This window comes from Dyella jiangningensis (genome assembly GCF_003264855.1).
GTDB lineage: Bacteria > Pseudomonadota > Gammaproteobacteria > Xanthomonadales > Rhodanobacteraceae > Dyella > Dyella jiangningensis_C.
On the sequence record NZ_NFZS01000001.1, the window covers coordinates 387,624 to 408,754 of the forward strand.

13 protein-coding genes and 1 pseudogene are annotated in these 21,131 nt (G+C 65.5%); 5 read left to right on the forward strand and 9 right to left on the reverse strand.

Going from position 1 to position 21,131, the window contains the following annotated elements:
• Nucleotides 1–94 precede the first annotated feature (94 nt).
• The 5 genes from gltB to CA260_RS01690 all read left to right on the forward strand — a co-directional run bounded on the left by gltB (nucleotide 95) and on the right by CA260_RS01690 (nucleotide 11,112).
• Complete coding sequence (gene gltB, locus CA260_RS01670) at nucleotides 95–4,540, forward strand: glutamate synthase large subunit (RefSeq protein ID WP_111980730.1); 4,446 nt, start codon at nucleotides 95–97, stop codon at nucleotides 4,538–4,540.
• Nucleotides 4,537–5,976, forward strand: coding sequence for an FAD-dependent oxidoreductase (locus CA260_RS01675; protein WP_111980731.1), 1,440 nt, complete (start codon nucleotides 4,537–4,539; stop codon nucleotides 5,974–5,976). Before gltB ends, CA260_RS01675 begins: the two co-directional genes overlap by 4 nt.
• A gap of 170 nt (nucleotides 5,977–6,146) precedes the next feature.
• Nucleotides 6,147–7,019: a methylglyoxal synthase gene (locus tag CA260_RS01680; protein WP_111980732.1), complete on the forward strand. Its 873-nt coding sequence runs from the start codon at nucleotides 6,147–6,149 to the stop codon at nucleotides 7,017–7,019.
• A 425-nt stretch (nucleotides 7,020–7,444) separates the two neighbouring features.
• Nucleotides 7,445–10,258 carry a TonB-dependent receptor plug domain-containing protein gene (locus CA260_RS01685; protein ID WP_172461695.1) on the forward strand — a complete coding sequence of 938 codons (2,814 nt, stop codon included), beginning with the start codon at nucleotides 7,445–7,447 and terminating at the stop codon, nucleotides 10,256–10,258.
• Nucleotides 10,259–10,350: 92 nt separating this feature from the next.
• On the forward strand, nucleotides 10,351–11,112 hold the full coding sequence (locus CA260_RS01690) for an NRDE family protein (RefSeq protein ID WP_111980734.1): 762 nt from the start codon (nucleotides 10,351–10,353) through the stop codon (nucleotides 11,110–11,112).
• A gap of 29 nt (nucleotides 11,113–11,141) precedes the next feature.
• Here the strand turns inward: CA260_RS01690 and CA260_RS01695 are convergent, their stop codons facing one another.
• The 9 genes and pseudogenes from CA260_RS01695 to CA260_RS01735 all read right to left on the reverse strand — a co-directional run bounded on the left by CA260_RS01695 (nucleotide 11,142) and on the right by CA260_RS01735 (nucleotide 21,022).
• Nucleotides 11,142–11,561, reverse strand: coding sequence for a YchJ family protein (locus tag CA260_RS01695; protein WP_202864035.1), 420 nt, complete (start codon nucleotides 11,559–11,561; stop codon nucleotides 11,142–11,144).
• Between the two features lie 97 nt (nucleotides 11,562–11,658).
• Complete coding sequence (locus CA260_RS01700) at nucleotides 11,659–12,252, reverse strand: DUF938 domain-containing protein (protein WP_111980735.1); 594 nt, start codon at nucleotides 12,250–12,252, stop codon at nucleotides 11,659–11,661.
• Entirely contained in the window at nucleotides 12,253–12,450 is a 198-nt protein-coding gene (locus CA260_RS01705; protein ID WP_111980736.1) for a hypothetical protein, read from the reverse strand.
• A gap of 69 nt (nucleotides 12,451–12,519) precedes the next feature.
• Nucleotides 12,520–13,098, reverse strand: coding sequence for an NnrU family protein (locus CA260_RS01710; RefSeq protein ID WP_111980737.1), 579 nt, complete (start codon nucleotides 13,096–13,098; stop codon nucleotides 12,520–12,522).
• A gap of 280 nt (nucleotides 13,099–13,378) precedes the next feature.
• Complete coding sequence (locus CA260_RS01715) at nucleotides 13,379–13,933, reverse strand: HutD/Ves family protein (protein ID WP_111980738.1); 555 nt, start codon at nucleotides 13,931–13,933, stop codon at nucleotides 13,379–13,381.
• Nucleotides 13,930–16,032 carry an ATP-dependent DNA helicase DinG gene (dinG, locus tag CA260_RS01720; protein ID WP_111980739.1) on the reverse strand — a complete coding sequence of 701 codons (2,103 nt, stop codon included), beginning with the start codon at nucleotides 16,030–16,032 and terminating at the stop codon, nucleotides 13,930–13,932. The genes CA260_RS01715 and dinG overlap by 4 nt, the downstream gene beginning before the upstream one ends.
• 164 nt (nucleotides 16,033–16,196) lie before the next feature.
• The gene (locus CA260_RS01725; protein ID WP_111980740.1) at nucleotides 16,197–18,686 is read right to left on the reverse strand and encodes a TonB-dependent receptor domain-containing protein; all 2,490 of its coding nucleotides are present in this window, start codon (nucleotides 18,684–18,686) and stop codon (nucleotides 16,197–16,199) included.
• Nucleotides 18,687–19,144: pseudogene (locus CA260_RS01730) on the reverse strand (TonB-dependent receptor plug domain-containing protein); the annotation flags it as partial.
• A gap of 243 nt (nucleotides 19,145–19,387) precedes the next feature.
• Nucleotides 19,388–21,022, reverse strand: a complete 1,635-nt coding sequence (locus tag CA260_RS01735; RefSeq protein WP_111980742.1) for an NAD(P)/FAD-dependent oxidoreductase — start codon at nucleotides 21,020–21,022, stop codon at nucleotides 19,388–19,390.
• Nucleotides 21,023–21,131: the final 109 nt, after the last annotated feature.

A 21,131-nucleotide genomic window follows, 5' to 3' on the forward strand; every position in this document is an offset into this window, starting at 1 on the left:
TGTGTTTTAGTCGAGGCCACACTTGGACACGTGGCAGCGGAGCCTTCGGCCCCGTTGGGACGACGTGTCTCCATCCATCGGCCGGGGAGGCAAGATGGCGCAAGCACTACCGGCGACGCTCTACGACGCTGCGTTTGAGCACGACAGCTGTGGTTTTGGTCTGGTCGCAAACATCGATGGACATGCCAGTGCATGGGTCGTGGATACCGCGTTCACTGCGCTGGCCAAACTTTCCCATCGCGGCGGCGTGAATGCCGACGGTGTAAGCGGTGACGGCTGCGGCGTGCTCTTCCATCGTCCGCTGGTATGGCTGAAAACCTTGGCAAGCGAGGCGGACATCACGCTGGGCGGGCAGTTCGCCGCGGGCGTGGTGTTTCTCGACCCCGCCGGTGGCGACGCATCGGCCGCGGGTTTCGAAGGCTATCTGCGCGAAGAGGGCCTGCGTGTCGCAGGTTGGCGCGATGTCCAGGTCAATGCCGAAGCGTGTGGACCACTTGCCGCTGCCGCGCAGCCGCGCGTGCGGCAGGTGTTCGTCGAGCCTTCATCGGCAATGGACGAGGGTCAGTTCGAGCGCGCGCTGTTCCGTGCGCGTCGCCGCGCGGAAACCGCGCTGGCGAACGATCCCCACTTCTATGTGGTGACGTTGTCGTCGCAGGTAGTGGGCTACAAGGCCATGGCCGCGCCGGGACGCCTGCGCGATGTGTTCGCCGACCTCACGCATCCGACGTTGAGCGCGGACGCGGTGGTGTTCCATCAGCGCTACTCCACCAACACGCTGCCGCAGTGGCGACTGGCGCAGCCGTTCCGGCTGCTCGCGCACAACGGCGAAATCAACACCATCCGCGCCAACCGGCGGTGGATGCAGTCGCGCGAATCCATCCTGAATTCACCGTTGGTGGATCTGTCCGATATCGGACCGTTGGTGCGCCAGACCGGCTCCGATTCGGAGAGCCTGGACAATGCGCTGGAAGTGTTGATCGCCGGTGGCCTCGACCTGATCACCGCGATGCGCGTACTGGTGCCGCCGGCCTTCGCTGCGCGCGAAGGCATCGACGAGGATCTCGCTGCGTTCTACGAGTACTACGCGTTGCATAGCGAGCCGTGGGATGGCCCCGCGGGCCTGGTGATGTGCGACGGCCATTACGCGGCCTGCACGCTGGATCGCAACGGCCTGCGCCCCGCGCGCTGGGCCTTGTCGGCGGACAACCACCTCATCGTCGCTTCCGAAGCGGGCCTGTGGGATGTGCCTTCGTCACAGGTGATCGCGAAGGGACGCCTCGCGCCGGGCGAGATGATCGCGGTGGACCTCAAGGCCCATCGCCTGCTGCGCGACGCCGACATCGACGACATCAACCGCCAGCGTGCGCCGTTTCGCGACTGGCTGCGCGCCGGCGTGAGCTATCTCGAATCGGACCTGATCGACCCCTCGCTGGCGGCCGAGCCGCTGCCCCAGGACGAGCTGCGTCGCTACCAGAAGCTCTACGGCCTGTCGCGCGAAGAACGCGAGACCGTGCTCAAGTCCATCGTGGAGCTGGAGCAGGAGGCGACCGGCTCGATGGGCGACGACACGCCGATCGCCGCGATGTCGCGCCAGGTGCGCCCGCTGTTCGACCGCTTCCGTCAGGCCTTCGCGCAGGTGACCAACCCGCCGATCGATCCGCTGCGCGAAAAGCTGGTGATGTCGCTGGTGACGCAGATTGGCCCCGAGGCCAACGTGTTCGACCTGACGGCGGAAAACGCGAAGCAGATCCTGATCAACTCGCCGGTGCTCTCGCAGCGCAAGCTGCGCCAGCTGCTGGCCTTGCCGCAGTTTGTCGGTACGCCGCGTTTCGACCTGATGTATGCGCCCGAGGAAGGCTTGGAAGCCGCGCTGCGCCGGCTCTGCCGCGAGGTGGAAAAGGCCGTGCGCGAGGGTTGCCAGCTGGTGTTCCTCAGCGACCGCTATCCGCACAAGGACCTGCTGCCGATCCATTCGCAGCTCGCCGTCGGTGCGGTGCATGCGCATCTCATCGACAAGGCGCTGCGCTGCCAGTGCAACATCCTGGTGGAGACGGCGACGCCGCGCGATCCGCACCAGTTCGCCTGCCTGCTCGGTTTCGGGGCCACCGCGATCTATCCGTGGCTGGCCTACCAGAGCCTGTTCGAGCTGGGTCGCGAAGGTCATATCGCCAGCGATCGTTTCGAGATTGGTCGCAGCTATCGTCGTGGCATCCGCAAGGGCCTGATGAAGATCCTGTCGAAGATGGGCATCTCCACCGTGGCCGGTTATCGCGGCGCGCAGTTGTTCGAGATCGTCGGATTGGCGCCCGAGGTGGTGGAGCTGTGCTTCCCTGGTACGCCTTCGCGCATCGGCGGCGCCACCTTCGAAGACCTGGAGAGCGACCAGCGCCTGCTCGCGGCCGAGGCGTGGAGCGACGCGTTGCCGTTGCGCGCCGGCGGCATCTACAAGTTCGTGTACGGTGGCGAATACCACATGTACAACCCGGACGTGATCGCCAGCCTGCAGCGCGCGGTGCGTTCGGGCGATGCGGGCGACTATCGCGCGTATGCCGATTTCGTCGATCGTCGCCCGCCCTCCGCGTTGCGCGACCTGCTGTCGCCGCGTCCGCTGCGCGAGTCGATCCCGCTCGACGAAGTGGAGTCGACCGAAAACATCCTGCGCCGCTTCGATTCGGCCGGCATGTCGCTGGGCGCATTGTCGCCCGAAGCGCACGAAGCACTCGCCATCGCGATGAACCGGCTCGGCGCGCGCAGCAACTCCGGCGAAGGCGGCGAGGATCCGGCGCGCTACGGCACCGAGAAAACCTCCAAGATCAAGCAGGTCGCCTCAGGCCGTTTCGGCGTCACGCCGCAGTACCTGGTGAACGCCGAGGTGCTGCAGATCAAGATCGCGCAGGGCGCCAAGCCCGGCGAAGGCGGCCAGCTGCCGGGCCACAAGGTGGACAGCACCATCGCGCGGCTGCGTTATGCGAAGCCGGGCATCGGCCTGATCTCGCCGCCGCCGCATCACGACATCTATTCGATCGAAGACCTCGCCGAGTTGATCCACGACCTCAAGGAAGTGAATCCCGGCGCGCTGATCTCGGTGAAGCTGGTGAGCCATGCCGGTGTCGGCACGGTCGCCGCGGGCGTGGTGAAGGCGGGCGCCGACCTCATCACGGTGAGTGGCCACGACGGCGGTACGGGCGCGAGCCCGCTCACCTCCATCAAGTACGCCGGCACGCCGTGGGAATTGGGCCTCGCCGAGACGCAGCAGACGCTGCGCCGCAACGACCTGCGCGGCCGCGTGCGCCTGCAGACCGACGGTGGCCTGAAGACCGGCCTCGATGTGGTGAAGGCCGCCTTGTTGGGTGCGGAAAGCTTTGGCTTCGGCACGGGTCCGATGGTGGCGCTGGGCTGCAAGTACCTGCGCATCTGCCATCTCAACAACTGCGCCACCGGCGTGGCTACACAGCATCCCGTGCTGCGCAAGGACCATTTCACCGGCCTGCCGGACATGGTCATGAACTATTTCCGCTTCATCGCCGAGGACGTGCGTGCGCACCTGGCACGATTGGGCGCACGCAGCCTCGATGAAATCATCGGCCGCGCCGACTTGCTCGAACAGGTCGATGGCACCACGCCCGTGCAGCACAAGCTGGATCTGCAGCCGTTGCTCGGCGATGCCGCGCTGGCGGCGGATGTGGACTTCGCCTGCACGTTGCCGCGCAACCCCATGCGCGACGAGGCCGCGCTCGCCACGCGCATCGATGAGGCGACGCGCGAGGCCGTAGCCCATCGCAAGGGTGGCGAGTTCGCCTTCGATATCGTCAACACCGACCGTGCCGTGGGCGCGCGCTTGTCCGGCGCGGTCGCGCGCCTGTGGGGCGACCACGGCATGGACCAGCATCCGGTGACGCTGAAGCTGCGCGGTGCGGCCGGCCAGAGCCTGGGCGCATGGAATGCGGGCGGTGTGCATATCGATCTCGTGGGCGAAGCCAACGATGGCGTCGGCAAGGGCATGGCCGGTGGCCGCATCGTGGTGCGCCCTCCCGAAGACTCGCCGTTCGCGACGCAGGATGCCGCGATCATCGGCAACACCTGTCTCTACGGCGCCACCGATGGCGAGTTGTACGCTGCCGGGCGCGCGGGTGAACGCTTCGCCGTGCGCAACTCCGGCGCGCTCGCCGTGGTGGAAGGCGCGGGCGACCACTGCTGCGAATACATGACCGGCGGCGTGGTCGCCGTGCTCGGCAAGGTGGGCCTCAACTTCGGTGCGGGCATGACCGGTGGTTTCGCCTACGTGCTCGACATCGAGCGCACCTTCGTCGACTGCTACAACCACGAGCTGGTGGACATCCTGCGCATCTCGCCCGAAGGCATGGAGCACTACATGCAGCATCTGCGCGGCCTGGTGGCGCGACACGTCGAGCTCACCGGCAGTGACTGGGGCCGCCGCATCCTCGCCGACTTCCGCGGCCTGCAATACAAGTTCTGGCTGGTGAAACCCAAGGCTGCGAGCCTGGCCGCGCTGGCGGAAGAGCTCAGGAGCGCCGCATGAGCGAGAAGGACTTCCAGTTTCTCAACATCGCACGCCAGACACCGCGCACCGTGCCGGTATCCATTCGCGTGCTCGGCTACGGCGAGATCGCCGGCGACTTTGGCGGCGCCAACGCCGGTACGCAGGCGGAACGCTGCATCGATTGCGGCAACCCGTATTGCGAGCACGCCTGCCCGGTGCACAACTACATTCCCAACTGGCTGAAGCTGGTGCAGGAAGGCCGCCTGATCGAGGCGGCCACGCTGATGCACGAGACCAATCCGCTACCCGAGATCTGCGGTCGCGTGTGTCCGCAGGATCGCCTGTGCGAAGGCGCGTGCACGCTGGAGCAGACCTCGCTCGGCGCGGTGACCATCGGCAGCATCGAGCGCTGGGTGACCGATGAAGCCTTCCGGCTCGGCTGGCGCCCGGATCTTTCCGCCGTGCAGGAAACCGGTCGGCGCGTCGCCATCATCGGTGCGGGCCCGGCGGGTCTTGCCTGCGCCGATCGGCTGCGTCGCGCGGGCATCGCGGCGGATGTCTACGATCGTCAAAGCGAGATCGGCGGCCTGCTGACCTTCGGCATTCCGCCGTTCAAGCTCGACAAGGGCGTCGTGCGTACGCGCCGCGACGTGCTCGAAGGCATGGGCGTACGCTTCCTGCTCAACCGGGAAGTGGGGCGCGATATCGAGTTCGGCCAGCTGCTGGACGAATACGACGCGGTCTTCGTGGGCACGGGCGCCTACACCTATGTGGATGCGCAGCTGCCCGGCCGCGACCTGCATGGCGTGCACGACGCGTTGCCATTCCTCATCGCCAACACCGAGCGCCTGCTGCGCGATGAAGCGCCCACGCCGTCGTTCGATTTCCGCGGCAAGCACGTGGTGGTGCTGGGCGGCGGCGATACCGGCATGGACTGCAACCGCACGGCCATCCGTCTCGGTGCTGCAAGCGTCACCTGCGTCTATCGTCGCGACGAGGCGAACATGCCGGGTTCGGCACGCGAGGTGAACTACAGTCGCGAGGAAGGCGTGAACTTCCTGTTCCAGCGCCAGCCGCTGGAAATCCTCGGCGGTGCACGCGGCAACGTGCGCGGCGTGCGCGTGGTGGAGACGGCACTGGTCGCCGACGGCTCGGGGCGCCTGCGTCCGCAGAACGTGGCGGGCTCGGAGTATGTGATCGATGCGGACGTGGTGATCCAGGCGTTCGGCTTCCTGCCCAGCCCGCCGGATTGGCTGCGTTCGCATGGCGTGGCGCTGGACAACACCGGACGCGTCATCACCGGCGCCGGTGGCTCATTGCCTCACCAGACCAGCCACGGGCAGATCTTCGCCGGCGGCGACAACGTTCGCGGCGCCGACCTGGTGGTGCGGGCGGTGTACGACGGTCGCGAAGCGGCGAACTCGATCGTGCGGATGTTGCAGCAGGTGGGTGCGCCGGCGTTGGCGCACGCCTGAGGGCGTGGTTTGCGATGCGCTTGTAGGAGCGCACCCAGTGCGCGACCGCAGAGCGTTGGCGATGCCGCTCCGTAGGCTTATCGCGCACTGGGTGCGCTCCTACAGGGGAAGCTATTATCCGTGTCGACCGCCGCAGTGCGGCCGAATTTTGATTTCCCGGAGCGAAACCCATGCGCCTTGGCCTCGCCGCCAACCAACTCCATCACGCGCAGGCCGATGCCGCGCTGTTCCGCTGGCTGCGTGCCTGTGAAGCGGGCGTCCGCGAACTGGACCTGGGGTTGCATGCGGTAGGGCGCACGTATGACGCCATCCAGCGCGCGGGGCATCTGGAAAACTACGCGCCGTTGCGCCGCTACCCGTATGGGCGCGAAGGCGGCCTGATGAAACTTGTCGCCGAAGTGGTCGGGCTCGGCGAAGGGCGCGTCCTCGATGGCGCCATCTATCTGATCGATCCGGTCGACCCGTCATCCATTTTTCCGGAAGCCATCGCGCTCAAGCGCCAGTGCGTGATCCACGGCAAGCCTTTCATCTCGACCGTCGCCACCGCGCGCGACTGGATCGAGATGGAACGCGTGCATGCCGGTCTTGCGCCCGATCCCGGTGCGGACAGCCTGCATGCGCTGGAGACCCAGACCATGGCGCTGATCGCCCATGACGCGATGAAGCCGCAGATGCTGGCCTACGCGTCGGAGCACTTCGACGTGTTGTCCCGCTTTGCGCGACGCGTCGGCACGGGCACCACTGGCCAGCGGCTCAACGAGCTGGCGTGGAGCCGCGGCTGGCCCAGCGACTCGGCCTGGGTGGAGCGTTACCAGAGCGGACCGATGGGCGGCGATGCGCAGATCGCCGACCTGGTGCTCGAACGCCGTTGTCAGCGTGCGATCTTCTTCGAGGACCCGCACGTGGCGCGCCAGCACGAGGCCGACATCCAGCTGCTGGAACGCGCCGTCACCACGCGTACCGACGAGGCGGCCTGCATCACCTCTCCGCGCGTGGCCGCGCGCTGGGCGGAAGGTGCGCGGTTGCGAAAGGCCCGCCGCTGAGGCCGCTTTCCAGGGTTTTGCTGGCGGTCGCGGCAGCGCGAATCCTTGATGGAACGTCGAGGTTTTGTCGCGGTTTTCGATGAAATCGACATGGCGCGCAATATGCAAGTGCTGCGAAGCAGCACCGGTTTGGATGTCCAGACATCCATCCGCAATGCCATGAAGAGCGGTGATCGACCGCGATCATCACCGTACCGATGACATTGTTCGGCGAGACTCGCTGTTCGGCGGTTTCCGCGCAAGAAATTCCGCATGGCTATGACAATGTGGGGCCGTTGTTACGTACTTGTGATGCGCTGGCGCGAGTGAAATAGTCCATCCGCGCCTGACCGGTTATTGGCTGCTTTTCTCTTTCGGCTGTCCCGATGCAATGCCGGGACGGGCGCACACGGGTCCTTCCCCAGACCCCACAAGAGGAGATCGCCATGAAGCGCAACAAGCTTGCCTTGTCGTTGGCTGCACTCTTTGTCGCCTCGACATCCGCCACTGTTTCAGCCCAGGACAACAACCCGCCGCCGGCGGCGCCGTCGGACCAGCAGGCCAAACAACTTCAGACCATCACCGTAACCGGTTCGGCGCTGCCCCGCGTCGACGTCGAAACACCATCACCCGTCACCGTCATCACCGCCGCGCAGATCGAGCGTAGCGGCCTGAAAACCGTCAGCGACGTCGTGCGTGCGATATCGGCCGACAACAGCGGCAGCATTCCCACGGCATTTACCGCGGGCTTCGCGGCCGGTTCGTCGGGCGTGGCGTTGCGCGGCCTGACCGTGAACTCCACGCTGGTGCTGATCGACGGCAGGCGCAGCGCGAACTATGCGCTGGCCGATGATGGTCAGCGCACCTTCGTCGATCTCAACACCATTCCCGTCAATGCAGTGGAGCGCATCGACGTACTGAAGGACGGTGCCTCGTCGCTGTATGGCGCCGATGCGATCGCCGGCGTGGTGAACATCATCCTCAAGCCCAGCTACAAGGGCGGCGAGGCCACGGCAGAAATCGGTACCTCACAGCACGGCGGCGGTACCACGACGCGCTTTGAGGGCCTGATCGGTGGCGGTGACCTGGACAAGGATGGCCACAACGCCTATATCAGCGTGGAATACCAGAAGGACGATCAGATCAAGCTCAAGGACCGGGGCTTTCCATACAACACGACGGATCTGTCCTCGATCGGCGGCAACAACCTGATCCAGGGCCAGCCCAGCCTCAATCTCGGCTCGACCTATGGCACGGTGACGCCTGCGATGTTGACCCGACCGGGCGACCTCACGTCCGGCGTGCCGTTGCCTGGCGCCGTCGCGCAGATATTGCGCCCCTGCGGTTCCGATTCCACCCAGGTCACCAACGACCCGAACAACCCCGGCAGTTACTGCGCGCAGAACCAGACGGGGCAAGACACCCAGATCGCACCGGAGCAGCAGCGCCTGGGCTTGTATGGCCGCTTTACCGTCAAGCTGGGCGATGACGCGACGGCCTATCTGTCCGCCAGTTACTTCCAGAACGAAGTGCAGTCCACGGCGGTGCCGCCGCAGATCCAGACCAGCACGCCGAAGAACACCAATGCGATCACCTTGCCGCCGACGCTGGCTGACGGATCGCTCAACCCGAACAATCCGTTTGCGGCACAGGGCCAGTACGCACTGATCAACTATGCCTTCCCCGGCTTGCAGTTCGGCGCGATCGACGACACCAACCACAACCTGCGCGTGGCCGCCGGCGTCAAGGGACATGCCTGGGGTTGGGACTACGACAGCGCCCTGGTCATCAATCACACCTGGCTGGACATCAACAACTACGGCTATCTCAACTACAACCAGCTGATCAGCGATATCACCAACGGCACCTACAACTTCATCAACCCGTCGGCCAATTCCGGCGCGACGATGGCGGCGTTGTCGCCCACCTTGAACAAGACCTCCACCACGGACATGGATTCGATTGACTTCCGTGCATCGCGCGAGTTGTGGGAGATGGATGGCGGCCCGATGGGCCTGGGCGTCGGCGCTGATTTTCGCCACGAGGCACAGCACGATCCGGACCTCAATCCCGATCTCGCCGCGCAGGGCTTGGGCATCGCGCATACCATCGGCAAGCGCAACGTCTATGGCGTCTACGGCGAAGTGGTGATGCCGCTGCTGCAGTCGCTGGAACTGGATCTGTCAGGGCGCTACGACCACTACTCGGACTTCGGCAGCAACGTGTCACCGAAGGCGGGCTTCAAGTGGAAGCCGATCGACATGCTGGCGATTCGCGGCACCTACTCGCAGGGTTTCCGCGCCCCGAGCTTTGCGGAAAACGGTTCGAGCGCGTCCGAAGGCTTCACCACCTATACGCCACCGTCCGACTTCCAGGCCGCCCATGGCAACAACGGCTATGTGCAGCCTTACCCGCTGGGCTTCCTCACCGCGGCCAATCCGAACATCAAGCCCGAGAAATCGGAGAGCTATACGTTCGGCATCGTGATCCAGCCTTGGCAGCCGATCAGCCTTTCGCTGGACTACTACGACATCAAGAAGTCGGGCGTGATCACCGCGGCTGATTCAAGTGCGGTACTGGATGCGTATTACGCGGGCCTGCCGTTGCCGCCGAATACGGCGGTGGTCGCGGACAATCCGGATCCACAGAACCCGGCGGCGCTGCCACGGCCGATCGTGGTCGAGGCGTTGTACGTGAACGAGAACCGGCTAGAGACGAATGGCCTGGACGCCGACCTGCGTGGCGATTTCAAGTTCAATGACGACTGGCGCTGGATCAGCGAGCTCAATGCCACGCAGATCTTCGAATGGAATCTCTATCTGCAGGACGGCTCGGAGCAGCGTTTCGTCGGCACGCATGGCCCGTACCAGCTGTCCTCGGGCGCCGGCACGCCGCGCACGCGCGCATCCTGGGCGAATACCGTGATGTGGAAGGCGCTGACGGTGACCGGCACCTTCTACTACACCAGCGGCGAATCGTTCGTCGTGCCTGATGTTTCCTCGGGATGCTTCTCCACCAACACCATCACGGGCGCGAACTTCCCCGCGGACTGCCATATGTCCTCGATCACCACGTTCGACCTCACCGGCAGCTACGACTTCAACGAGCATGTGTCCGTGTTCGGCTCGATCATGAATGCGTTCGATCGCAAGCCGCCGCTCGACCCGATCAACTACGCTGCCAACAACTACAACCCGACGTATGGTTACTCGGGCATCGTGGGGCGCTTCTTCAACCTTGGCGTGAAGGTGAAGATGTAGCCGGCCACGGGAAACGACAGGGCGGCGGACGGACATCGAGTACGCTGCCCTGTCCACTGGCATTGCCGGCGGGTGTTGCCGACAATGCCGGCATGTGCCTGATTGCCTTTGCCTGGAACCACCATCCTCGTTGGCGCCTGCTGCTGGCGGGCAATCGCGACGAATTCCATGCGCGCCCCAGCGCGCCGCTGGCCCGTTGGCCCAGTCCGGCCATCGTGGCGGGCAAGGACCTCGAAGCCGGCGGCACCTGGCTGGGCGTCACCGACGATGGCCGCTGCAGCGTGGTCACCAACGTCCGCGATCCGCGCGATCCGCAGCTTGGACGATCGCGCGGCCTACTGGCGCTGGATTACCTGGGCGGCAGCATCGACGCCACCGCACACGCCACGGCGCTGCTGGCAACCGCGGCGGATTACCGTCCCTTCAACCTGCTCACGTTCGATGCGAACGCCGCGTTCTATCTCGGCAATCGTCCGGAGCCGCGCGCGCAGGCGATCACGCCTGGCGTGCACGGCCTCTCCAATGCCGACTTCAACACGCCCTGGCCGAAGACGCGCGCCCTGATGCAGCGGATGGCGGCATGGATCGCCGACGGCGACGCCGACGATTTCGCGCCGCTGTTCGCCGCGCTCGCCGATCCCCATGGCTACCCGGACGAGCAGCTGCCGGACACGGGTATCGGGTTGGAGCGGGAGCGCTGGCTGTCCTCGGCCTTCATCAGCGGTGAGCGCTATGGCACGCGGGCGAGCACCGTGGTGGCCATCGGTTACGACGGGCGCGGCGTGGTGGTGGAGCGTCGCTTTGGTCCGTTCGGACGCGAAGAAGGCGAGACGGCCATTCCCCTGGGGCGTTAGGGTGCGCTCCCCCAAGGGAAAGGCAGCCGTCAGTCGACCTTGCCGGGAAATTCGCCGTCCACGTAGAACCAGCGGCCCCCTTCGCGCACGAAGCGGCTGATCTCGTGCATGCGTTGCGCCTTGCCGCCGCCGTAGCGCAGCCGCGCCACGAATTCCACCACGGCTTGGTCACCCGACGTCTCGTGGCGCTTCACGGTCAGCCCCAGCCAGGTCGGCGCGGGCTGCTGCGCGGCGAGCTTGAGGTGCGCGGGCCGCGTGCTGTCGTGCCAGGTCGCCAGCAGGTAATCCTCGCGCTTGAGCACGTAGGCGCTGTAACGCGAACGCATCAGTTGTTCCGCCGTGGTTGCCACGCCGCCTTCGTGCAGCAGGCCGCAGCAACGGGCATAGCCGGCGTCATTGCCACACGGGCAGGGCGTCAAGGTATCGATGGCTTGCACGTAGGGTCGCATGGCTGGCTGTGACGCGGCACGGCGCGCGCCTCTGCCGCGCATCGTGACGCCTTTTGCTCCCGAATGCCAACCAGGCGGGTGGGTGCGGGCGGAGCGGTCAGCGCCGACGTTGCCAGATGCGCATGCGGTTGTTGGCCGGCATCGCGATGTCGTCGATCAGATCGAAGCCAGCCACTTCGGCCAAGGCATCCACGGCTTCGGCGTCACGGATGCGCATGTGCGAGCCGCGGGCCTGCAGCCACTGGTCGAATTCGGCGTTGCTGTCGCTGGTGTAGCGACCGGCGTAATTGAAGGGGCCGTAGACGGTGACGATGGCATCGTCGGTGGTCACCTCGCCGAGATGATCGAACAGCAGCTCGACCTCGTCCCACCCCATGATGTGCAGCGTGTTGGCGCTGAACACCGCATCGTAGCGGTGCGAGGGCCATGCGCCGCCCACATCCAGTTCGATCGGTGGCGGCGTATTCGGCAGGCTCGCCTCGTCCAGCCACAGCCGGATGCCTGGCAGGTTTTCCTCGCGATCGGAGCATTGCCAGCGCAGGCCCGGCATGGCCCGGGCGAAATACACCGCGTGCTGGCCCGTGCCACTGCCGATCTCCAGCACGTCGCGACGATCCGCGAACGCGCCACGCAGCACATCGAGGATCGGCTCGCGGTTGCGCTCGCATGAGGGCGCGCTGGGCTTTTCCACTTACACGGGCCGTCCGCGCAGGACGCGTGCCGGCAGCATCAACAGTGCGCCAAGGAAGGCGAATGCCGCGCCGACGGTGATGCCTACCAGACGCAACGGCAGCGTCAGCAGCCACACGATGGGATACAGCACGATCGCCAACAACGCGAGCGGCCAGCAGAACACCAGCAGCAACAACCAGAGCAGGAAGGCAGCCATGGCCCGATCCTCATCCCGGAAACGGCGCCACTGTAGCCCAGCGGCGCCGTCGCGCGTAGATGACTACTTTCACCCCATCGGTTTCACGCCGATCAGCCAACCATGCAGCCAGAACGCGAATACCGCCCAGACCACCACACCGGCCACCACCACGATGACATCGCCCTTCATCGTGCCGGCCGGGTAGGTGACGCCCGCGGCGCGATCGCGGCGACGGGCGCTGATGAAATCGACCACGGCCCACAGCAGGAAGGCGCCGAACAGCACGACGTCGTGCAGCATGCCGGTGGCGAGCAGATGGCCGAAGGCCCAGGTCTTCACGCCGGCCAGCATGGGGTGGCCGAGCCTTGCCTTGAAGTGATTGCCGGGCGCGTAGGCGGCAACCACCAGGATGAAGGCGACCAGGGTGAACAGCGCGTTGAGATGACGCAGCCACATCGGCGGCATGTACAGCAGCACCGGTTGCTGCCGCGCCATGCCGAAGCCCCAGATGATCAGGGCGAATCCCGCGATGGAGACCAGCGTGTACAGGCCTTTCCAGCCCTTCTCGCCCAGCCGTGCGATCTGCCGGTTGCGCCAGTCGTTGGCGAAAATGCGGATGGAATGCACGCCGAGGAACAAGACCAGACCGAGGATCAGCACTGCCATGGGCTCACCTGTAGGGTTGGCGGAACAGCCTGATCATACGGGCAAGCGGTGTCCAGAGATGACAATGGCGCAGGCTTGCCTGTAGGACCGCACCCAGTGCGCGACCGCGACATCGCATCTCGGGACAGTCGTGGGGCATCCGGCTGGATGATGCGGGCTTGCCTGTAGGAGCGCACCCAGTGCGCGACCGCGACATCGCATCCCGCGTCGGGCGTGGGTCTCCGCCAGGTGGGTCGCGCAGTGGATGCGCTCCTGCAAAAAGGGGAGTGAATCGAAACCTTCAGTTCGGCTGCGCCAGCGCCAGCAACACGATGGAACCTTCGGCCAGTTCGAACGGGCTGCGATCCGGCAGCCACGCATCGCCTGCCTGAAGATCGCCATCGATGGTCGTCACGGTGCCGCGCGCGACATACAGCAGCACGCACGACGGATCCGGCTCATGACTCCCGGCCTGCGTGAGTGCGCGCACCTCGCCACGTCCCCATGCGCGGCGGATCATCAGGTTGAAATCCTGCGTCGCGCCGCCGGCCATGGTCACTTCCACGCGTGCTTCGCCCGAAAACGCGAACGGCTCAAAGGGAACGACCAGCGCGTGCTCGCGTGCACCGTCGAGTGTCATGGTGAAACCATCGCCTTCCAGCAGCACGATCTGACGATCGATGCCGGGAAACGTCGAGAACGGCGCCGCACTGTTCACCTCGGCCACGCTCACGCGCCAGAGGAAATCGTCATTGCCCGCGTCGGTGGGAAAGCGCGCGATCTCGCGCGTGGTGCCCATGCCGTTCTTCCACGGCTGCGGTTGCGTATCGGACCTGCGGATGACGTGGAAGCTCATGCCACTTTCTCGATGACGCGGGTGAAGGGCGGCAGCGCCCTGAGCATGCGCTCGCCGTAGCGTTTGAGCACCACGCGCCGATCCAGCAGCACGATGCGGCCGCGGTCGGTTTCCGTGCGGATCAGGCGGCCGCAGTACTGCGTAAGCAGGCGCGTCGCTTCGGGCACGGTGACTTCGATGAAGGGATTGCGCCCGCGCGATTCCAGCCATTCCGCATAGGTCGCGCCGACGGGATCGGTGGGGACGGCGAACGGCAGCTGCGTGATCACCACGGTTTCGCAGAGCTTGCCCGGCAGGTCGAGACCTTCGCCGAACGACGCGAGGCCGAACAGCGTGCTGCCCTTGCCGGCTTCGATATCGGCGATGTGTTCGGCCACCAGCTGCGCCTTGCCGAGCGAGCCCTGCGCGCGCACCTTGCGCACGTATTCGATCGGCAGCTTCTGCAGCACGCGATCGAGCTTCATGCGCGAGGTGAACAGCACGAGGTTGCCGGCCGACCAATCGAGATTCGCGGCGAGCCAGTCGCAGATTTCCTGCACGTGCTCTTCGCGCGCATCGGGCAGGGCGCGCAGGGCAGGCACTTCCAGTCGAGCCTGCGCAGCGAGGTCGAACGGCGAGGGCAGGCTCAGTGTCACGGCTTCGTCCGGCAGTCCCACCGCATCGGCAAAACCGCGGAAATTGCCGCCCGCGCTCAGTGTCGCGGAGGTCATCACCACTGCGCTCGCATTGCCCCACAGCACGCTGCGCAGCAGTCCGCCGGCCGACACGGACGACGCGTGGCAGATCAGTTGCTGGTCGGCACTCATGGTCACCCAGCGCGCCAGCGGCGGCGCATTTTCGCCATCCGATGCCGACCATGCACGCCACGTGCGCAGCTGGCGATCGATGCGCTCCAGCGCCATGCCCAGCTCGCGCGACAGCGCTTCGTGCGTGGGGCCGCTCTCGGTCATCTCCAGCACCGCGCGGCGCACGGCGCCCACCCAGCGTTCGATCTCGCCGGTAAACACATAGAGCGCACGCGCGTGCTCCACCCAGGCCTCCGGCAACTGGCCGAGCGAGCCGCGATACATCGGCTCGTCGTCGTCGGGCGAGGGCAGCCAGCCGAGGCGGATTTCCTTTTCCAGTTCTTCCAGCGCGTCGCTGAGTTCCTGCAGCTTCTGGTCGCCGGCATCCAGCGCGAGCTTGCCGATCACTTCCTTGTCGGTGAGCGAATACGCGGCGTGGATCTGCCGGCCCAGGCGGCTCAGCTGGCGCACGGCGGCATTCATGTAGACCTCGGCGGCGCCGCGATCGATCGCCTTGCCTGGCACGTGGTGGCCTTCGTCAAAGATGTACAGCGTCTCGTCGGGTTTGGGCAGGATCACGCCGCCGAAACCGTCCTCTTCGCGCGGCATGGTGAGGTCGGCCAGCACCAGGTCCTGGTTGGCCACGATGATGTCGGCGTCGCCCACGGCGCGGCGTGCGGCGAAGAACGGACAATTCATGAACATCCCGCACTTGCGACCCGTGCAGCCGCCCGCGCTGGTGGTGATCATGGGGCGCAGCACGTCGCTGATCGGTTCGGGCGCCGCATCGATGTCGCCATCCCATTCGTGGCGATCGAACAGGTCGGCCAGCTTGGACAAGGCCTTCTTGTCGCGCTCCTGCGGCGGCTTGCTCCACAGCGCGAGATCCGCATCGAAGCCCAGGCCCATCTGGGCCGTCTCGTTGAGACTGTTGCTGGCCATGGCGAGATTGCGCGGGCACAGGTAGCGGCCGCGGCCCTTGGCCAGCGCGACCTTCGCCTCGGTGCCATTGAGCTTGAGATAGAGCGGGATATCGCGCTGGACCAGCTGCTCCTGCAGCGCCACGGTAGCCGTGGCAATCAGCAGCTTCTTCTTCTGCGCCCGCGCCACTTCCGCGCCGGCGATCAGATAGGCCATTGACTTGCCGGTGCCGGTCGGCGCCTCGATCACCGCCGCGCCACCTTCCTGCGCCAGGGCCTTGGCCACCTCGGCGATCATCTTTCCCTGCGACGCGCGCGCACGAAAGCCCGGCAGGCCTTCTTTCAGGCGCGTATAGGCGGCGCGGATCGCGTCTTTGGTGGTGTCGGTGAGCATGCGGCGAATGGGCGCGTGGTGTCGCGTCGGTCGTGCATTCTCTCATGCCCGGACCGGGTCTGCCGGATCGTGCGGAAAACCCAGCCCCGGCACCGTCTTGCGCAAAAAAGGAAGGGCCGGCTAGGCCGGCCCTTCCACCCCAAGCTCCCGGGCTGCCACCCAGGTCAGAAGTTGTAGTTGAAACCCGCGTAGTAGGCGCGGCCGATCGCGTCGTACAGGCCCGAGCCGAAGCCCGTGCCGAACAGGTTGGTCGGCGGATCACGGTCGAACACGTTGGTGACGCCGCCATAGACCTGCCAGCCACTGTTCGGGAACGCATAGCTGACACGGGCATCGTTGAAGAAGCCTGCGCCGGCCTTGATCGGCGTGGTCTGCGTCGGGTTCGACTGGTAGCTCTCGTTGCTCACACGCAGCATCGAAGAGAAATAGCGCATGTTCCAATTGAACACCCAGTGGTTCCACGAGTACGTGGTGAAGAGCACCGCCTTCCATTTCGGATAACCCAGCGTGCCGTTGTCCTGGATGGTCGAGTCCGGATCATCCTGGAACGGATGCTCGGTGAACGCGATCACCTTGGTGGCGTCGAGGTTGAATTTCAGCGTGCCGCTGCCCACCTGGGTCGAATAGTAGGCGCCAATGTCCACGCCCGAGGTGCTGAGGGCCGAGATGTTCTGGTTGAGCGAACGGATCGACACCAGCTCATGCGACGCCGGATCGCGCGATGCATTCAGGCAGTAGATGTTGCTGATGCCGCTCGGCGCATCGACGCAGCGGTCGGCGATGTCCGAGCCGCCCGGCGCGGTGATCGCGTTGGTCAGCTTGATGTTCCAGTAGTCCAGCGTCAGCCCGAAGCCGTCGAGGAAGCGGGGCGTGATCACCATGCCCGCGGTCCAGGTACGACCCTGTTCCGGCTTCAGATCCGGATTGCTTCCCGACAGGCCTTGGATGGACGAGGTACGGGTGGACTGCCAGCCTGCCGGAATACCCAGCGCTCCACAGTTTGCGGCACGCACCGACGGGTCCTTGCCGTTCTTCAACTCGTTGGCCGAGCAGGGGTCGGTCACCGTGAAGAAGTTCTGTGACAGGCCACCGAACAGCTCACCGATGTTCGGCGCGCGCACGGCGCTGGACATGGTGCCGCGCAGACGCAGATCGTCGACGATCGACCAGTCGAGGCCCCAGCGCCATGCCTTGGTGTGGCCGATGGTGCTGTAGTCGGAGAAGCGTGCCGCCGCGTCGAAGGTCAGGTTCTGTGCGAACGGACGGCCGGAGATCAGCGGCAGCGCCGTTTCGATATAGCCTTCCTTCACGTTGTAGTCGCCGCTCGAACTCGGGATGGCGTTGAGGAAGGTCAGGCCCTGCTGGTCGAGCGGATCGGTGGTCTGGCTGCTGGTCTCGCGACGGTATTCGATGCCTGCGGCCACGCTGGCGGCGCCCGCCTCGAACGGCATCTGGAACAGGTTGTTATTGGTGACCGAGCCGCCACCCACGAACTGCGTCAGACGCGAAGAAGTGGTCGTGGTGGTGTTGAACCACTGCGCCGCCGCTGGATTGATCACGCCAGCGCCGAAGATGCTGGTGGGCACGCAGCCGCCACCCAGGGCGATCGGATCGAGTACGCCGCCACGGGTGTTCTGCGCCACGTTGATGTGGTTCGGGTTGACGTAGTTCGGGTTGATGGTGGAGCGGCAGACGATGTTGCCGGTCTTTGGATCGCGCACTGCATCGATGGATGCAAAGAAGCGGTCGTGGATGCGATTGTTGAGATTGTGGCGCGTCTCGTCCGTCACGCCGTAGTTCAGCGAGGCGTCGTACTGCCAGTCGCTGGCGATCACGCCGTTGGCGCCAAACACGGCACGCGAGGTGTCGCGCTTGGTATCTTCGCCGCGCACGCCGGCATCGCCGTCGATGCGGGAGACGCGGATCGACTTCAGCTTGTTAGCGTCCATCAGCGCGGCAAGATCCGGTGTGATGTAGGCGTTATCGCGTGTGATGACGTAACCGCGGCCACCGGCGCGCGTGCTGTCGAAGGCCGGCGACGAATACGTCTTGACGTCGACGTGGCTGTAGGTGCCTTCGGCGTACAGGCGATGGTCCGGCGTGATGTCGTAGCTGGCGAGGGCGCTCAGCGTGGTGCGGCCGTACTTCGGCTGCAGTTGCACGTACTGGTTGTTGTCCGAACGATCGCAGTCCTGGCACTGGGCGGCGTTGTCGTAGATGCCGTCGAAACGCTGCTTGCGGATGGTGCCATCCGGGTTGAACACGTAGCGCTTGGTGATGTCGGTGGTGCCGCCGAGCGAGAAGGTGCCGGCGTCGATGCGGTTGTAGCCGCCCGCGTTGTTGAACAGTGCGGTATCGGTCGGGCCATTCGGCGTCTTGATCGTCGCGTAGGCCTTATGGCCGAAGCGGTCGCGAAACATCAGGTTGTCCTGGTCGCTATGCTCCACCGATGCCGCGATGTTGCCGCGGTTGTCAGCGAAGTTCATGCCGCCGGTGAGTGAGAACAGGCCCTTGTTGAAGTTGCCGTGTTCCGACGTGCCGAGCTGCGCATGCAGGTTGGCGCCCTGGTAATTCTTCTTGAGGATGAAGTTGACCACGCCGGTCACGGCATCCGCACCGTAAACGGCCGAGGCGCCACCGGTGATGATTTCCACGCGTTCGACCCAGTCGGCGGGGATGAGTTTAAGTCGACCGCGGTGTCGCCCGCGCTGGAGCCCACGAAGCGGCGACCGTTCACCAGGACCAGAGTGCGGCTGGTGCCCAGGTTGCGCAGGTCCTGCTGAGCCACGCCAGCCGTGCCGATGAAGCGGCCCGAGTTGCCCATGGTGAAGGTGGTGGACAGCTGCGGCATGGTGGTCATCAGGTCGCCAATGTTGACGGCGCCGGTGGCCTTGATCTCAGCCGCGGTCAGCACGCTGATCGGGGTGGGCGAGATCACGTTGGGATTGGAAATACGCGTGCCGGTGACGGTGACCGTCTCCAGATTGGCTGCCTTCTTGGCATCCGCACCGGCGTCGGCGTTGGCTGCGTCCTGCGCCATGACGGGGCCTGCGAGGGCCGCCATACAGGCCAGCGCGAGCAGATTACGGGTATGGGTGAAAGAGTGTTTCATGGACCGCCTCCCTACGGTTTGGGTTTTTTGAGGCCGACAAAACACGTCGCCACCTCGGCGAGGTGGGCGCGGTCGGCATTGGGGATTCGCAACCTGTTGCGGGGTAACAGCAGGTTTTTACGATTCGATCACAAATGGCTGTCGCATGGCTGACGACAACGCTGTCTTTTTCGGAAGCAAACTGCGTCGCGTGCTGTCATCGGCGCACGACGGTGATCGAAGGGATTGGCGAGGGAATACGGTTCAGTGCGTTGCGTTGATCTGCCGCGCTACTGCTTCCGCCACGCGGATGCCGTCGACGGCGGCCGACAGGATGCCGCCCGCATAACCCGCGCCTTCGCCGGCAGGGTAGAGGCCTTGCGTGTTGAGGCTCTGGTAGTCCTCGCCGCGGCGGATGCGTACCGGCGAGGAGGTGCGGGTTTCCACGCCGGTGAGCACGGCATCGCGCATGGCGAAGCCCTTGATCTGGCGATCGAAGGCCGGCAGTGCTTCGCGGATCGCTTCGATGGCGTAGTCGGGCAGGGCGGGTGCGAGGTCGGTGAGGCGCACGCCGGGCTTGTAGGAGGGTTGCACGCTGCCGAATTCCGACGAGGGTTTGCCCGACAGGAAATCGCCGACCAGCTGACCTGGTGCGCTGTAGTCGCGTCCGCCGAGCTCGTAGGCGCGAGACTCCAGCGCACGCTGCAGGGCGATGCCGGCAAGCGGGCTGCCGCTGTCATCGAAGGCGGCGAAATCCTTGGGATCGATGCCGACCACGATGGCCGCGTTGGCATTGCGCTCGTTGCGCGAATATTGGCTCATGCCGTTGGTGACGACGCGCTCGGGTTCCGATGCCGCTGCCACCACCGTGCCGCCGGGGCACATGCAGAAGCTGTATACCGAGCGTCCGTTCTTGCAGTGGTGCACCAGCTTGTAATCGGCGGCGCCGAGGATCGGATGCCCGGCCTGAGGGCCGAAGCGCGCCTGGTCGATGATGGACTGCGGGTGTTCCACGCGGAAGCCGATCGAGAACGGCTTGGCTTCCATGTACACGCCGCGTTCGTGCAGCTGGAAGAAGGTGTCGCGCGCGCTGTGGCCCACCGCGAGCACCACGTGATCGCTCAGCAGCTGCTCGCCGCTGGCGAGTACCACGCCGCGGATCTGGCGCTTACCGTCGGTCTCGGTGTCGACGAGGAAATCATCCACGCGTTGCGAGAAGCGGATCTCGCCGCCCAGCGAATCGATGGTCGCGCGCATGTTCTCCACCATCGTGACGAGGCGGAAAGTGCCGATGTGCGGCTTGCTGACGTAGAGGATTTCCTCCGGCGCGCCGGCCAGCACGAACTCGTTGAGCACCTTGCGGCCATGGTGGTGCGGATCGGAAATCTGGCTGTGCAGCTTGCCGTCGGAGAACGTGCCCGCGCCGCCCTCGCCGAACTGCACGTTGGATTCGGGCTCCAGCTTGCGCTTGCGCCACAGGCCCCAGGTATCCACGGTGCGTTCGCGCACCGCCTTGCCGCGGTCGAGGATGATGGGCCGGTAGCCCATCTGCGCGAGCAACAGGCCGGCGAACAGGCCGCATGGTCCCATGCCGATCACGATGGGGCGCTGGGCCAGGTTTTCCGGCGCTTTCGCCACGAAGTGGTAGCCGGTGTCTGGCGTGGGCTGGACGTGCTTGTCGTCGGCGTGACGCTTGAGCACGCCCGCCTCGTCGGCCACCTCCACGTCGAGCGTGTAGATCAGCTGGATGGCGCCGCGCTTGCGCGCGTCGTAGCCGCGGCGGAACACGGTGACCTGGCGCACCGCATCCTTGCCAAGGCCGAGCTTCGCGCGCACGGCAGCTTCGATCGCCCCTTCGGGGTGCTCGAGCGGTAGCTTGATGTCGGTGAGTCGGATCATGCGGGGAGGGCGTCGGACGTGGATAGTCCGGCATTTTCGCATGGCCGGGCGGTGGGGCGGAGATAAGGGCCGCGGTCGCGCACTGGGTGCGCTCCTGGAGGGGGCAACG